Raw genomic sequence first — 15,067 nt, 5'->3', positions numbered from 1 at the left:
AACCCCCGCCTCACACCACCCCGCCGGCCCGCCGGCCCGTCGGCCCGTCGGCCCGTCGGCCGCGGAGTCGCTACGCGTCCGAGGGGTCGGTGAGCGTCCACCAGTGGGTGCGGCCCCACTCGATGAAGCCGAGCTTGCGGTACAGCGGTTCGCCGAGTTGGGTGGCGACCAGGGTGGCCGGGCGGTCGGGATGCGCGGCGGCCAGGGCGGTCTCCAGAACGGCGCGCGCCACGCCGCGAGAGCGGTGGTCGGGGAGCGTCGCAACCCAGTACACACCGGTGGCCCGGCCGTCGTCGTAGGTGAGGCAGGCGCCGGCCGGTGCACCGTCGATGCGGCCGAGCCAGGCCCGCAGGCCCGGCTCCCGGAGGAGTTCCGCGGGCAGCATCCCGCCCCGGGTCCAGGGCTGGTGGGCCTCGATCGGGAAGCCCTCGACCACCGCGTGCTCGACCTCGGCGAAGCCGTCGGCGTCCAGCACCTCATCGACCGTCAGAGGGCCGCCGCCCTGGTCGCCGGAGCGTGGGAGCGAGCTGGGCAGGGGTGCGTCGAGCGGACCGGGTTCGCGGACCATCACGGCCATGCCCCGGCCGTGGCCGCAGCCGTGGCGCGCCATGTCCAGGCGGCCGTAAGGGTCTTCCAGGGTGAGCCGGACGGTGGACCACTCGCGCAGGAGGGCCGCCAACTCGTCTTCGAGCGGTGCGGAATCGCCGTAGGGGCGGGTGATCACAATGCGGTGGGCGTCGTCCGGCGAACGGTCGCAGCGGACGGCGGTGAACCGGGGGTCTATGAGCTGCTGCCACCCGTGCGCACGGGCTTGGGCGAGCCAGAATGCGGCGGCGTTGTCGTTGGCCTGTTCGAGCCGGCTGATGTTGTCCACGCCTGGACGGTAACGCGGGCCGCCGATCGTCGCTCTGCCGCCCCGGCACTGGCCGGATGAAGCCAGGGAGGCGCACGGTTCGACCAACGTGCGCCCTCCTGTGCACCGCCTATTTTCAGTCAATCTCACGCGGCTCACCCGGCCTTGGGCAAAGTCGCAGCCCAGACCCGCCGGCCGGGCGCGCCGAAGCCGGACGCCCCAGGACCGGTCCCGCGACAACCAGCCACCGTTACACCGGCCCCCTTCCCAGAAGGGTCGACGGGTGCCACGCTTCGTGATCGAATGCATCACGCCAAATTGCCATGTCGACATAGCGTCGGATGGTGAACTTGTCACAACGGCAACGGTCCACCCGATAGATTCGATCTTGGCTAGCAGTGCCGCACCACCACACCACACCACCGAGGGGGCTTGAGCGCCTTGAGCAGGGTGAGCAGGAGCGACGCGGGTCCTGACAGCGGCCAGGCCGTGGCCGGTATCACGGGTCGTTCCCCGAGAGCCACCGGCGCCTCGGCCATCGCTGCCAACCCCCGTTCCTCCAGCACCTCCAGCACCGCCCCGTACCCCTCGTACACCTCTGCGGCCGCCTCCGCCCCTTCCGTATCAGCGGCCTCCGCGGCATCCGGTTCCACCGGAGCGCCGGGCTTTCCGGTGACCACGGAGCAGGGTGGACGGACCGTCAGTCGACCGGCCGTCAATCCGTCTGCCGCCCACGGCGGCGGGCCGGGCGGCCACTCCGGCCAGTCGCTTCCCGGCCATCCTGGCGCTCCGGGCCACGGCCAGAACCACGGCCAGTACGGCGCTCCGAGCCACGGTCAGGGCGGCCAGGACGCGGGGTTCCCCGTCTACTCCGGCGGCCCCGCGCCCGTCTCCCTGTCCACGGGCCTGACGCCCGGGGGCATGGCGGGCGGCGGCACGGCACCCGCCGGCGCGGCCGGTCCGCTCGGACTGGGCGGGCCGGGCCACGGCCCGGCCGGTCACGGAGTCGGCGGCGGACCAGGTGCGACCGGCTCCTCGGCCGCCGTGATGGCCGCCGCGCCCCGGAAGCTGTCCGGCCGGCGGCGACGCGAGACCGTCGCCGTACTGATCTTCGGCGGCGCCCCGATCTTCGAGAGCTCGATCCCGCTCTCCGTCTTCGGCGTCGACCGCCAGGACGCCGGGGTCCCGCGCTACCGCCTGCTGGTCTGCGCCGGGGAGGAAGGGCCGCTCGCCACCACCGGCGGCCTCACGCTCTCCGCGCCGTACGGGCTGGAGGCGCTCGCCCGGGCGGGCACGATCGTGGTGCCGGCCTGGCGCTCGATCTCGCAGCCGCCGCCGGTCGAGGCGATCACCGCACTGCGCAAGGCGCACCACGAGGGCGCGCGGATCATCGGGCTCTGCACCGGCGCGTTCGTCCTCGCGGCCGCCGGCCTGCTGGACGGCCGCCCGGCGACCACGCACTGGATGTACGCGCCCACCCTGGCCAAGCGCTACCCCCGGGTCCACGTCGACCCGCGCGAACTCTTCGTCGACGACGGTGACGTACTGACCTCGGCCGGCACCGCCGCCGGTATCGACCTCTGCCTGCACGTGGTGCGCAGCGACCACGGCGCCGAGGCGGCGAACGCGCTGGCCCGCCGGCTGGTGGTGCCCAGCCGGCGCAGCGGCGGCGGACAGGCCCAGTACATCGATCAGTCTTTACCGGAGGAGATCGGCAACGACCCGTTGGCCGAGGTGGTCACCTGGGCGCTGGAGAACCTCAACCAGCAGTTCGACGTCGAGGTGCTGGCGGCCCGTGCCTACATGAGCCGCCGGACCTTCGACCGACGGTTCCGGACGCTGACCGGCAGTGCCCCGCTGCAGTGGCTGATCACCCAGCGGGTGCTCCAGGCGCAGCGGCTGCTGGAGACGTCGGAGCTGTCCGTGGACGACGTCGCCCGCCGTTGCGGGTTCCGGTCGCCGGTGGCCCTGCGCGGGCACTTCCGGCGCCAGCTCGGGGTCTCGCCGGCCGCGTACCGGACCAGCTACCGGGCCCGTCGCCCTGGGCCGGCGTCGCCGACCCAGGCTCCGTCGCACCCGGGTGACCTCCGGCTGGCCGGGGCCGCACCGCAGTCGGCGGGAGCGCATGCGGCGGCTGCCGCTGCCGCCGCGGCGGGCGGGGCGCTGCTCGGACAGCCCGGGCAGCACGGTCCGGCGGGCCAGCCGTCCACGCATCCGCTCGGGGCCGGCAACGCCGGGCACCCGGGCCAGCACGGTCCGCTGGGGCAGCACGGGCAGCCGTCCGCCCCGGGGTACCACGCGCGCGCCGCGCAGCCGTACCCGCACCAGCAGGCGTCGCACCCCGGCCAGCCGGTGGCCGGACGCGGTCCGGGACGGCCGCCGCTGGTTCCGGCGCAGGCCGGGCCGGGGGCGGGCCGTCCGCCGCGCACGGCGGAGCACGCCGCAGCGGAGGACGGTCACCCGCAGCCGGGCGCCCGCGGTCAGGGGCAGGGGCATCGCAGTACGGCCGAGCGACCGTCGGACGAGGGCGGCGGGACCGGTGCCACCGGAGTCGGCTCCGGCGGCGCGGCCGGCAGCCGGGGTCACGGTTCGGCCGCCGGCCGGATGCCGGCGCCCTCGACTTCGGGGACGCCGGAGGGCCGGGCCCGGCAGGGCCGCGCTCCGCAGGTCCGTCCGCAGGGCGGCCGCGCCGGAACCCCGGACGGCGTCCGGGAGCCGCGCGACCCGCGGACCGCTCGGGACGGCCACCAGGCGCACCTGGCCCACCCGGTGGGCCAGGCCGACCAGGCCGCAGCGGCCCGCGAGACGCACGAGCCGGACGGCCACGGCCAGGACGAGCACGCCGCGGAGGGCTGCGCCCCGGCGCCGCGCTCGGCTCCTCCGGTGCCCGCGGCGCGTGATCGCGCCGTAGGGTGAGTGGCGTGAATGACCGTTTGGTATGGATCGACTGTGAAATGACAGGCCTCGACCTCGACCGGGACGCCCTGGTCGAGGTCGCGGCGCTGGTGACGGACTCCGAGCTGAACGTCCTCGGCGAGGGCGTGGACGTCATCATCCGCCCGCCCGCCGAGGCGCTGGCGAACATGCCCGAGGTGGTGCGCACCATGCACACCTCCTCCGGCCTGCTCGACGAACTGGAGCACGGCGTCACGCTCGCCGAGGCGGAGGCGCTGGTCCTCGCGTACGTCCGCGAGCACGCGCCGGAGGCCGGGCGGACGCCGCTCTGCGGGAACTCGGTGGCGACCGACCGCGGCTTCCTGGCCCGGGACATGCCAGCCCTGGAGGGCCACCTCCACTACCGGATCGTGGACGTCTCCTCGGTCAAGGAGCTGGCCCGCCGCTGGTACCCGAGGGCGTACTACAACAGCCCGCAGAAGGGCGGTAATCACCGGGCACTCGCCGACATCCGCGAGAGCATCGACGAACTGCGGTACTACCGCGAGGCGGTGTTCGTCCCGCAGCCCGGTCCGGACTCCGACACCGCGCGGGCGATCGCCGAGAAGTACCAGGCGCCGACGGACTGACCCCCGCGCCCGGGCCCGGCGGCGGCCTCGGTCCGGGGCCGCCGGGGGGCCGGGGAGGGGCCTCCACCGCCCGGCCGGAACCCTGGCGCGAGCACCCTCTCGGATCCTGTAGAGTTCTTCCTGTCGGAACGGGAACGCGAAGAGCGGGAACGGGCCGGACAGATGGTGGGTGTAGCTCAGTTGGTAGAGCACCTGGTTGTGGTCCAGGTGGCCGCGGGTTCGAGTCCCGTCACTCACCCCAGAGCCTGAGGGGCCGATCTCTTCAAGAGATCGGCCCCTCAGGCGTTTTCGCGTTCCCTCACATCACCCCCCACCCTCAGGGGGTCCTCGGTGCCCCGACGTCTCGGTCGGGCTCTCGGCAGGAGATCTGCCGACAGGTGTGCCACCTGAAGCTACCTGCCAGTAACATTGCCGCCATGACCACACCTTCGATCGGCCAGCTGCTCGACTCCACCGTGCCGATGGCACACACCCTCAAGCTGGAGTACCTGGAGACGACGCCGGAGCGCGCCGTCCTCCGGCTGCCCGACCAGCCCGACTACCACAACCACGTCGGCGGGCCGCACGCCGGCGCGATGTTCACGCTCGCCGAGTCCGCGAGCGGCTGCATCGTGCTGGGCGCCTTCGGTGACCAGCTCTCGCGCGCGGTGCCGCTCGCGGTCAGCGCCGAGATCGCGTACAAGAAGCTGGCCATGGGCGCCGTCACCGCCACCGCGGTGCTGGGCCGTCCGGCCGCCGACATCGTCGCCGAGCTGGACAAGGGCGAGCGGCCGGAGTTCCCCGTCACCGTCGAGATCACCCGCGCCGACGGCGCTGTGACGGGCGTCATGACCGTCATCTGGACCCTGCGCCCCAACTCCTGACCGCCACGCGGGCAACCGGCCTCGGGGTCGGCGGGTCGGCGGGTCGGCGGGTCGGCGGGTCGGCGGGTCGGCATCCGGGATGATGACTGTCCGTGACGGCGGCCGTGACCTCACGGCCCGTCCGCTCGTTCTCGATTCACGTGCGAGCCAATCACGCGAGCAAGGCCCTGGGACCCGCCCGACGCGCCGTCGGCGGCGGCGCACGGCGCGCGGGCGGCCGGTGGCTGCCCCGGCCGCGTGCCGTCGCAGCGGGCGGGGCACTCCTCGCTCAGCTCTGGGGGCTGGGAGCGCCCGGTGCGTACGCGGCGACGACCGATCCGCTGCCCGGCCCGGTGAGCCGTACGGTCGGGCGGGCGCTCGGCGACGGGCAGAACGCGGACGGGCAGAACGCGGACGGGCGGGCCACCGGGGCGCAGGCCGCCCCCGGGCAGGCCACCGACGGGGAGTCAGCCGGACGTACCGCCGGAACGGGCCGGGGGGCCGGCGACTCGCCCGCACCGGGCCCGGCGGCACACGAGGGGCAGCCGCGGCACTCCCCCGGCCAGGCCTCCTCGCCGGGACTGCTCGGCCGGCTCGCCGACGCGACCGGCGCCGTTCCCGTGCCCACACCCGTCCCCGGCCTGGACGCGGCCACCGCACCGGTCGGCAGTGCGCTCCAGGACCGGATCAGGGCGGGCGACCTGCCACTGCCGGGCCAGCGGGCCTCCGTCCCGGACGCGTTCGCGATCGCCTCCGGGCTGCTCGGGACCGCCCCCGCGCAGGATCGCACCACGTCGCCACGCGCCTCCCGGACCACCGACAGCGACTCCGCCGAAGCGTCGGCGACGGCCGACCGGTCCGGGACCGCCACGGCACGGCCCGTCCCGCCCACCGCCGGGCAGCACGGACCGGCCGCTCCGCCGCCCGCGCCCGAGGACACCGGCCTGCGGGTCCGGAGCGCCGGGCAACCCGGCCCCGGCGACGCCGAGGGCACCCGGGCCACCGCGCCGGGCCGGGCCGCCCCGCACGAGGACCTCGCGCTGACCGGCGCGCTCGCCGCTCCGGCCGGCCACGGGCTCGCGGGCACCGGGACGGCCGTCCTCGCGCCGATCGCGGCGGGGCTGCTGCTCACCGGCGCCGCGATGTGCAAGCACCGGGGCCTGCCACGAGGCCACTGAGGCCACTGAGGCCGCCGAGGTCACTGAGGTCACTGCGGCCCTTCCGTCGCTTGGAGGCCGATGCCCGGGCCCCCGGCGCCGGCCACCGCCCACCGGGAGCCGTCAGTCCGCGGCGGTGATCTCCAGGGCGAGCAGCGGCAGTTCGCGGCCCGGTATCGACTCGGACGGGGTGGTGCCGATCCGGGTGGCCCCCATGGCGAGGTAGAACGGGTCGGCGTCGATGGTGAGCCGACGGAAGCCGAGGGCCGTGGCCTGCGCCCGCAGGTGCTCGACCAGGCGCCGGCCGACGCCCCGGCCGATGGTGTCGGGCTCGACGAAGAGCATGCCCAACTCACCCTGCGGGGGCGCCCCGACGAGGGTGATGAAGCCCAGCACCCGGCCACCGCCCTCGGCCACCGCCGTCCGGCGCCGCTCGATCCCGGCGGCGTCCAGGGTCAGCTCCTCCCGGCAGGCCTCAAGGAACGCCGCGTCGTAGCCCCAGTACGCCTTGGACCGCAGGGCGAGCGCGCTGAGCTGCTCCGCCTCGTCCGGCCGAGCCGGTCTGATCCGCACGCCACACCCCTCCCGCCTGCTCCGTCCGTCCGGATTCCGGACGGACGGGCCCATTCTCGGCATCCGCCCGTCGCGCACCAAACGATTTACCGGGCGCACGGCGGGCGCCGGACGTCAGGTGGATGTGCGCCCTGGACGAGCCTGCCCGCCCGGGGCCGGCGGCCGTGCCACGCCCAGGGCGGAGCCCGTCGGGCGGAGCTCAGTGGAAGACCTCCGGCGGCGGGGCCGGGGAGGGTGCTGCGGTGGCGTCGGTGGCCGGGACGGCGCCGGCGGCGAAATCGGCCAGGGCCCGGCCGTGTTCGACCCGGCCGAGGGCGGCGTCGGAGGCCACCTTGCGGCCCAGTTCGGCGAGCGGGAGCGGGGCGTGGGCGGCGGCCAGGATCAGGTTGCCGAATCGCTTGCCGCGCAGCACCGCCGGATCGGCGACCAGGCAGACTTCGGGGAAGACCGCGCCGAGCGTGGCGATCTGCGAGCGGGCGAACGGCAGCGCCGAACCGTCGGCGATGTTCACCGCGTACCAGCCGCCGGGGGCCAGGGCCCTGGCGGCCAACGTGGTGAACTCGACGGTCGTGCAGTGCGCCGGCACCCGGGCCCCGGAGAAGACGTCGGCGATCACCAGGTCGACGGTGCCCTCCGGGGTCCGCTCCAGGACGCTGCGGGCGTCCGAGCCGCGTACCTTGATCTGCCAGCCGCGCTCCAACGGGAGTTCGGCACGGACGAGTTCGGTGAGCGCGGTGTCGATCTCGGCGACCTGCTGGCGGGAGCGCGGGCGGGTGGCCGCGACGTAGCGGGCCAGCGTGAGGGCGCCGCCGCCGAGGTGCAGGACGGTCAGCGGACGACCGGACGGGGCGACCAGGTCGATCAGGTGGCCGAGCCGGCGCTGGTACTCGAAGCCCAGATGGGTCGGGTCGGCGAGGTCGACCATGGACTGCGGGGCGCCGTCGATCAGCAACGACCAGGCGGAGGGGCGGTCGCGGTCGGGGCGGAGTTCGGCGAGCCCGGAGTCGACGGGGCGGGTGAGCGGGCCCTGGGCATGCGTCCGGCCACCGGGGCCGGTGGCCGCCGGCTCCGGCTCCGCCGCCGTACGGCCCCTGTCGGTGCTACGGCCGGCTCTGCTGCTTCGTCCCATACCGGCCATTATCGCCGGGCCGGCGGAGGGCTCCGCAGCTCGGCGGGGGTGGGGGAGGCCGGGGGCTCGGCGCCCGGTGTCAGAACGGGCCGAGGCCGCCGGCGGTCAATGTGCAGGCGGCCTCGCAGAGGGCCGACCGCAGGACCCAGGCGTCGGTGGGGCGGACAACGGGGTCGGGGCCCGCCGGTGGCATCACCCAGCGCGGGTCGGCGGCGGGGACGAGCAGCGCGCCCGCCGTACAGGAGCTGCCGGGCAGGTGCCACGTCTCCGCGGTGCCGGCGGGGACGAAGAAGGAGACGGCGCTGCCGTTGCGGCTCTGCAGCACCGCGCCGCAGGCCCGGCGCAGCCGCAGGATGTCGACCGCCTCCAGGCCGTGCCGCAGGGCGACCGTCACGGTGTCGCAGCCGGTGACGACCGCGCCGTCGCCGTTCGCGGCGAGGCGGCGGAGCGGCCCGCCGCCGCCGCACGGGCCGCGGCCGCCCTCGACGGGCCCGCGGCCCTGACCGCCGTCGTCGGCCGGTTCGGGCAGCAGGGCGGGGGCGGCGGCGAGCACTCCTCCGGCGACCAGGCGGTGGTACTGCGGTACTCCGGTGGCCATCATGGGCCCTCCTGTCACCTCGTCCGATCGGAAGCGCCGCCGCCCGGCGGGTGGGGGGCCACCGCTGCGGGCGGCGGGCCGGAGCGGTGGCCGGGGCTTCCTCGTACCAGGACAACGGCGAGGGCGCGTTCCAGGCCACGGGGCGCCTTACAGCAAGGCATGGCATTTCATGGCAGATCCCGGCAACCGCGACCGATTTGCCCGCAATTGACCCCACATCAGCCACAAACACGCTGTGGCCAGTCGGTGACTCCCGGTACTGTCGGTTGCGTGCCCGGTGGCCCATCCGGCCCCACCGGGCCCACCCGAAACCCGGGCCGGGCCCACACGCACCCCAGGCCCGCCGGCGCCGCACCCCTCGGCCCGCCCACGGCCGAACACCCTGCCCCCGACCCCCCGGCATCCACAAGGCGAAATCCCCGGCCGAACCCGCCGAACCCCGCCGAACCCGCCCGGTCCCACCGCAGTCCCAGCCGAGCCGAGTCCACCGTCCGCAGGATCGACACCCAGCACGACCACCCCGGTACGACCACGGAGCGCACCATGGCAGCCACCCCACCGGCCGAGCCGAACCGCCCGTCACCCAACACCGTGATGCGCGCACTGCGCGGCGACCGTTCGCCGGGCGAGTTCGCCATGGCCGTGCGCCGGGCCGCCCGCGAGATCGGCGAGCACGTCTCCTGCGACGCCCGCTACGTCGGACGGGTCGAGTCCGGCGAGATCCGTTGTCCCAACTACGCATACGAGCGGGTCTTCCGGCACATGTGGCCGGACCGCTCGCTGACCGAACTCGGGTTCTCCCCCCGCACCGCCGTCCGCCGCCGCTCAGCGGACGGCGGCGGGGAACCCGTGCCGCCCCCGTTCCACCCGCAGTTCCCGCCCCTGCCCGCCCCGCGCTCGCCGCTCTCCACCCAACTCCCGTACGCTGCCTCGCCGTATGCGGAACCACCCCCACCGGACGGGCCCCTGCTGTCGAGGCCCGCGGCGCCGCTTCGGGGGCCCGCTGGACCGCACCATTTCGACGAGGAGAACGACGACGTGCGTCGCCGTACGTTCCTGGCCGGCGGCTCCGCCGCGCTGGCCACCGTGATCGGGATCGACCCGCCGGCCGAAGCCGCCACCGCCCCACCCGCCCACACCGCGTCCTTCCCGGCCGCACCCGGCGCCGGGAAGAGCCCCGCAGGCGCGTTCATCCCGGCCCAACCGCGGCCCGGGGCAGGCCGGTTCGACGCCGGCCCCGCCCTGTTCGACCCCGGGTCCACCTTCGTGCCCGGCCGGCCCGGGCCGGTCCCGCCGCCGCGCAAGGTCGGTGCGGCCGAGGTTCTCGGCGTCGAGCAGGCCGTCCGGGAGATCCGGCTGGCCGACGACGCCCACGGCGCCGACGCCCTGTACGAACGGGCCGGGCAGTCGCTGCGCACCGCGTACGTGCTGCTCAACGAGGGCGACTACAACGCCGAGACGGAGCGAAGACTCCAGGCCGGCGCCGGCGAACTGGCCATCTCGGTGGGCTGGTTGGCGCACGACTCGAACCGGCTGGCGGACGCCCGCTCGCTCTATGCCGAGGCGCTCGCCACCGCCCGGATGGCGGGCGACGCCGCCCTGGAGGCGCACGTCTTCTGCAACAGCGCCTTCCTCGCCCGGGACGCCGGCCGTCCGCGCGAGGCGCTGCGCGCCGCGCAGGCCGGGCAGGCCGCCGCCCGGAACCTGGACTCCGACCGGCTGCTCTCCCTGCTCGCCATGCGCGAGGCCGGCGGCTGGGCGCTGCTGCAGGACCGGTCCGGCTGCGAACGGGCGCTCGCCCGGGCGTACCGGCTGTTCGACCGCGGCCCCTCCGAGGCCGACCCGGAGTGGATGTCCTTCTTCGGCGAGGCCGAGATCGCCGGGCTGCAGTCCCAGTGCTGGTCCGCCCTCGGCGACTGGGACCGCGCCAGCGAGCAGGCCGGGCTGGCCATAACGCTCCAGGAGCCGCGCTTCGTACGCAACCGCGTGCTGTACACCGCCGAACTCGCCCACGACCGGCTCGGCCGGGGGGACTTGGCCGGTGCGGCCCACCACGGCACGGCCGCCGTGGCGCTGTTCGGCGAGGTCCGCTCGGCCCGGATCAGGAGCATGCTGGCGGACACCGCCGACCGGTTGCGCCCGCACCGGGGCGTCCCGGAGGTCGGCCGGTTCCTGGTCGACTACGACCTGGCGGCGGCGGCCTGAGCCCGCACGTCCGGGCGGGACCTCCCGGCCCCAGCGCATCCGGACCAGGAACGCCCGGACCAGGAACGCCCTGGGCCTTCCCCGGCGAGTCGTCAGGGAAGGCCCAGGGCGTCAGTGGTGCAGCGGCCGTGAATCAGGCCGAGGCGCTCCATGCCTCGGCCCTTCAAACCTCAGTGCTTCAGGCCCTCCAGGTGGCCGAGGTCGTTCCAGACCTCGACCGCCGGCGCACCGTACTCCCACGAGAGGACGCAAAGCGCGGCCGTGCCGAGCTTGAAGCGCTGGGCGTACTCGGGCGGCAGGCCGAGCCAGCGGGCGGTCAGGATGCGCAGCAGGTGGCCGTGGGCGAAGAGCACCACGTCGCGGTCGGCGCAGTGCATGACGGTGGTGTCCGCTTCGGGTACACCGTGCTCGTCGTTGAGGTCGGCGAGGAAGGCGTCCACGCGGGCGGCCACGTCGGACAGCTTCTCGCCGCCGGGCACGCCGTCCCGCCAGATCAGCCAGCCGGGGTGGTCGGTGGCGCGGATGTCCTGGCCGGTCCGGCCCTCGTACTGGCCGTAGTCCCACTCCAGCAGTTCCGGCCGGTCCACGGCGCGGTCGCCGAAGCCCGCCAGGGCGCAGGTCTCCTTGGCCCGGTCGAGCGGGCTGGTGTAGACGAGGGCGTCCGGCAGGCCGTTCCAGGGCGCCTTGGCGAGGCGGGTACCGAGGGCCCGGGCCATCGCGCGGCCCTCCTCGGTCAGCGGGATGTCGGTTCGGCCGGTGTGACGGCCGGTGGCCGACCACTCGGTCTCGCCGTGGCGGACCAGCACGATTCGGGCGGGCATGGAGGCTCCTCGCAGCGGGGCGGCGGCAACGGTCGGTCTCACCATTGAGCACCGGGCTCCATGATCCCTCACCCGTGCGCCGCCCACGATCCCGGGCCGCCCACGATCCCGGGCCGTCCACGATCCCGGGCCGGGTGCCGCCCCGGGGCGGCTGCCACCCCGGACACCACCTCACCGGCCGGCCGTCAGCGACCCGCCTGCGCCAACCCGCAGCCACCAGCGCCCACCTGCACCCACCCGCGTGCCGCGAGCGCACCACCACTGACGTCCCGATACCGCCCGGAATCGTCACGCATGGCCGCGGATGGACGCCGATGGCCACGGATGGCCCGGGCCGGACCGGATTGTCGGACCCTGATGCGACACTGGGCCGCACCATGAACGTCTCGACGAACGTCCCGCCCAGCGGGCACTCTGAGCCGCTCGCCCAGCGGCTCGCCGAGCTGCGCGGTCCGGCGCCGCAGCGCAGCCTGACCGCCCGCGCCCTCGCCGCGCTCGCCGCCAATCCGGGCTGTCAGCGCCGCGCGGTGCTCGACGCCGCCGGGGTCGACAAGTCGGCCCTGGCCGCCCGGCTCGGTCGCCCCGCACCGTTCGGGCAGTCGCCGTTCGCCATCGCGCGCGGCGTGATCTTCGAGTCCCGGTTGAAGGAGGACGGCTACGCGGCCCTCCTGGAGCCGCTCCGCCGCCATCTCGGTCTCCCGGTGGAGGGCGGCGCCCCGCTCACCGTGCCCGACCTGCTGCGCCGCTCCGGCCCGGCGGTCCGGGCCGAGCGTACGACGGCCGCGCTGGCCGAGGCGGCCGCCGCCCCGGAGGCCTGGACGCTGCTGGACCACCCGCTGCTCCGGCTCGACGTGGCCGGCAGCACCGCCTACCTGGAGCCGGACGCCGTCGTGGTGCACGGCGGGCGGTGCACCGTGGTCGAGATCAAGTCGTTCCCGGTGCTCGACGGCAGCGCGGACCCGGCCAAGGTCGGTGCCGCCGCCCGTCAGGCCGCCGTCTACGTACTGGCGCTCCAGGAGACGGCCGCCGCGCTGGCCGGCCGCCCGGTGGACGCGGACCCGTACGCCGAGCAGCGGCTGCCCGGCAGCCCGTGGCTGAGCGTGCTGCTGGTCTGTCCGAAGGACTTCAGCAACCGGCCGACCGCCGTCCCGGTGGACATCCGCCGCGAGCTGGCCACCACCCGCCGCCAGCTGAGCCGGATGACCGGCATCGGCCGGCTGCTGGACGCACTGCCGCCGGGCGTCGGCTTCGACCTCGCGCCCGGCGAGGACGGCGTGCCCGCCCGTTCCGGCGAGGAGCTGGCCACGTCGGTCGAGGCGGTGCCCGCCGCGTACAGTCCGGACTGCCTCTCCGCCTGCGAGCTGGGCTTCCACTGCCGCTCCGAGGCGCGCTGCGGGGACCGGGTCGAGCAGCTGGGCCGGGGGGTTCGCGGTGAACTGGGCACCATCCGGACGGTGACCGCGGCACTGGCCGCCGCCGAGGGCACGGCCGGCACCGGTCACGGCAGCGACCACAGCACCGGAGCCGACGCGAACGACGCCGAAGCCGACGAGGCCGCGGCCCGGCTGGCCTACGCCGCCGCGCTCCGTGCCGAGGCCCTGGGGCGCACCACCGCCCCGGCGACGCCGGCCCCGCCGACCGGGCCGGCGGCACCTCCCGGTGCGGCCATGGCCCTCACCCCGGCCGCACCCGGAGGTGCCGGATGAGCCTGCTCGGCACCCTCGCCCGGCTGGAGGCCGTCCGCAGCGGCCGGGCCGAGCCCCTGGCCACCGTCCGCCACCGTTACCTCTCCGAACGTCCGATGGTGCTCGTCCCGCTGACCGCCGCGGGCGAGGCGGGCGCGCCGCTGGCCGTGATGCTCGGCACCGACCGGTCCGCGCCCCGGCTGCACTTCGTCCCGCAGCCGCTCAACCGCACGCTGCGCTTCGACTACCTGGCCGAGGTGGCCGCGGACCTGCTGCCCTACCTGGAGTCCTTCGCCACCGGGGTGGAGCAGATCGAGGGTTCCGAGAAGGACCCGGAGACCGGCGAGAAGACGCAGGTCTTCCGCGAGCTGTGCACCGACGCGCCGCAGCTGATCGTGCCGAACAGCGCAGGCGTGCACCACCTGTCCCTGATCGGCCGCTCCACCCGGTTCCGCCGCACGATCGAGGACGACGAGCCGGGCCCGTACCCGGCGCCGGCCCGGGTGCCGCTGCTCGGCCGCTGGCTGACCCACCTCACCGATCGGGCCCAGGTGCCCGGCTCCAGCCTGCTGCTGCCGATGACCGGTCTGCTCGCCCGGCACTGGGCGACCGGACAGAGCCACCTGGAGGACCAGCACCTGGCCGCCCGGCTGGCCTGGCACGCGCCGCCGCCCGGCCTGTCCGGCGCCGAGGCCGCCAAGCTGGCCGAGTCCGCCCGGGACGACCACGGCCGGCTGCTCCACCCGCCGGCCGGTCCGGCCACCGACCCGCGCTTCGACGAGCTGGTGCTGGGCCCGGCGATCGCCCGCTACGACACCGCCGCCGCAACCCTGCTGCACGATGCCGAAGGGCGGAGCGCCGCGGCCGCCGCGCAGGCGAGGGCCGCCGTCCGCACCGCCGTCGAGCAGCTGCGCACGGTGCTGGAGCAGGTGCTGCTGCCCACCTGGCACGACGTCTGGACCGGCCTGGACCTGCTCCGCACGCTGCCACCCGCCGGTCATCTGGAGGAGCGGTGGACGGGCGACCGCTGGTCCTACACCGGCCACCGGGACCGGCTGGCGGCCGGCGAGCCGCCGCAGCCCCGGCAGGACGACGCCGTGACGGCGGCCCGGAAGCTGGCGCAGCGCGAGCGCGAGCAGGCCCGGCTGGACGTCCAGGAGGCGCTGGACGACCCGCTGGCGATGGCCGAGCACCGGCTGGCCGGCGAGGCGTTCTCGGGCGTGGTGACGGAGGTGGTGCCGGACTACGACACGTCGGGCCGCTCGCCGAAGCCGCGCCCGCTGGTGACGGTCCGCACCACCGACCGGCCGCACGCCGACCTCGGCCGGGAGGCGCACCGCGTCCACGGGCCGAGCGCGCAGAAGGCGGTGATCGCGGCCGTCGACGAGGCCGAGGGCACCGTCACGCTGCGCGTGCTCTCCGGGATGGGCCGCAAGAAGGAGCCCGAGCCGGGGAGCCTGCCCGAGCCGGGCGAGCGGATCACCTTCACGCTCTTCGAGCTGACGGTCCGCCAGTCCGCGCCGTTGCCCGAGCCGGACGACACCCCGTGGACGCACGGCGGCCCGCCCGGCACCCCCGCGCCCGCCGTCGTGCCGGCCACCCCGCCGGCGGCCGGTCCGGCCGCGGCCACGGCGGCCGCCGGCGCGTCCGCAGTCTTCGAAGAGTGGGAGTGATCCGGCA

Annotated in this window: 12 protein-coding genes, 1 tRNA gene and 1 pseudogene; 8 read left to right on the top strand and 6 right to left on the bottom strand. The window is 75.7% G+C overall.

All coding sequences use genetic code 11. The annotated features are described in order from the left end of the window. Nucleotides 1-70: 70 nt before the first annotated feature. Nucleotides 71-874: a GNAT family N-acetyltransferase gene (locus OG286_RS25805; protein ID WP_396322620.1), complete on the bottom strand. Its 804-nt coding sequence runs from the start codon at nucleotides 872-874 to the stop codon at nucleotides 71-73. Nucleotides 875-1,245: 371 nt separating this feature from the next. Continuing rightward, entirely contained in the window at nucleotides 1,246-1,533 is a 288-nt protein-coding gene (locus OG286_RS25800) for a hypothetical protein (protein WP_396322621.1), read from the bottom strand. 367 nt (nucleotides 1,534-1,900) lie between these two features. On the opposite strand from OG286_RS25800, the pseudogene OG286_RS25795 reads away from it, so the two are divergent. The 5 genes and pseudogenes from OG286_RS25795 to OG286_RS25775 all read left to right on the top strand — a co-directional run. Then, nucleotides 1,901-2,900 (top strand): annotated as a pseudogene (locus tag OG286_RS25795) (helix-turn-helix domain-containing protein); the annotation flags it as partial. 874 nt (nucleotides 2,901-3,774) lie between these two features. After that, the gene (orn, locus tag OG286_RS25790) at nucleotides 3,775-4,377 is read left to right on the top strand and encodes an oligoribonuclease (protein WP_405359920.1); all 603 of its coding nucleotides are present in this window, start codon (nucleotides 3,775-3,777) and stop codon (nucleotides 4,375-4,377) included. A 165-nt stretch (nucleotides 4,378-4,542) separates the two neighbouring features. After that, nucleotides 4,543-4,618, top strand: a tRNA-His gene (locus tag OG286_RS25785). Nucleotides 4,619-4,793: 175 nt separating this feature from the next. Next, nucleotides 4,794-5,240: a DUF4442 domain-containing protein gene (locus OG286_RS25780; protein ID WP_396322623.1), complete on the top strand. Its 447-nt coding sequence runs from the start codon at nucleotides 4,794-4,796 to the stop codon at nucleotides 5,238-5,240. 140 nt (nucleotides 5,241-5,380) lie between these two features. Further along, a complete protein-coding gene (locus OG286_RS25775; protein ID WP_396322624.1) occupies nucleotides 5,381-6,397 on the top strand; it encodes a hypothetical protein in 1,017 nt (338 codons plus the stop codon). Between the two features lie 102 nt (nucleotides 6,398-6,499). On the opposite strand, the gene OG286_RS25770 is transcribed toward OG286_RS25775, so the two are convergent. The 3 genes from OG286_RS25770 to OG286_RS25760 all read right to left on the bottom strand — a co-directional run bounded on the left by OG286_RS25770 (nucleotide 6,500) and on the right by OG286_RS25760 (nucleotide 8,679). After that, nucleotides 6,500-6,949 carry a GNAT family N-acetyltransferase gene (locus OG286_RS25770; protein WP_396322625.1) on the bottom strand — a complete coding sequence of 150 codons (450 nt, stop codon included), beginning with the start codon at nucleotides 6,947-6,949 and terminating at the stop codon, nucleotides 6,500-6,502. A 199-nt stretch (nucleotides 6,950-7,148) separates the two neighbouring features. After that, the gene (locus OG286_RS25765; protein WP_396322626.1) at nucleotides 7,149-8,078 is read right to left on the bottom strand and encodes a spermidine synthase; all 930 of its coding nucleotides are present in this window, start codon (nucleotides 8,076-8,078) and stop codon (nucleotides 7,149-7,151) included. Nucleotides 8,079-8,157: 79 nt separating this feature from the next. After that, nucleotides 8,158-8,679 (bottom strand): hypothetical protein, encoded by a 522-nt coding sequence (locus OG286_RS25760; RefSeq protein ID WP_396322627.1) that lies wholly within the window; start codon nucleotides 8,677-8,679, stop codon nucleotides 8,158-8,160. A gap of 540 nt (nucleotides 8,680-9,219) precedes the next feature. Between OG286_RS25760 and OG286_RS25755 the strand changes: the two genes are divergently transcribed. After that, entirely contained in the window at nucleotides 9,220-10,881 is a 1,662-nt protein-coding gene (locus OG286_RS25755; protein ID WP_396322628.1) for a tetratricopeptide repeat protein, read from the top strand. Nucleotides 10,882-11,051: 170 nt separating this feature from the next. Here the strand turns inward: OG286_RS25755 and OG286_RS25750 are convergent, their stop codons facing one another. After that, entirely contained in the window at nucleotides 11,052-11,702 is a 651-nt protein-coding gene (locus OG286_RS25750; protein ID WP_396322629.1) for a histidine phosphatase family protein, read from the bottom strand. 377 nt (nucleotides 11,703-12,079) lie between these two features. On the opposite strand from OG286_RS25750, the gene OG286_RS25745 reads away from it, so the two are divergent. Together OG286_RS25745 and OG286_RS25740 are read left to right on the top strand one after the other, a co-directional pair. Further along, a complete protein-coding gene (locus OG286_RS25745) occupies nucleotides 12,080-13,408 on the top strand; it encodes a hypothetical protein (RefSeq protein WP_396322630.1) in 1,329 nt (442 codons plus the stop codon). Beyond that, nucleotides 13,405-15,060 carry a hypothetical protein gene (locus OG286_RS25740; protein ID WP_405365805.1) on the top strand — a complete coding sequence of 552 codons (1,656 nt, stop codon included), beginning with the start codon at nucleotides 13,405-13,407 and terminating at the stop codon, nucleotides 15,058-15,060. The genes OG286_RS25745 and OG286_RS25740 overlap by 4 nt, the downstream gene beginning before the upstream one ends. Nucleotides 15,061-15,067 lie beyond the last annotated feature (7 nt).

Source organism: Kitasatospora sp. NBC_00039 (assembly GCF_045160625.1).
Lineage (GTDB): Bacteria > Actinomycetota > Actinomycetes > Streptomycetales > Streptomycetaceae > Kitasatospora.
The sequence above is the reverse complement of the archived record's forward strand: the minus strand, read 5'-3'. Positions and strand labels throughout refer to the sequence as shown.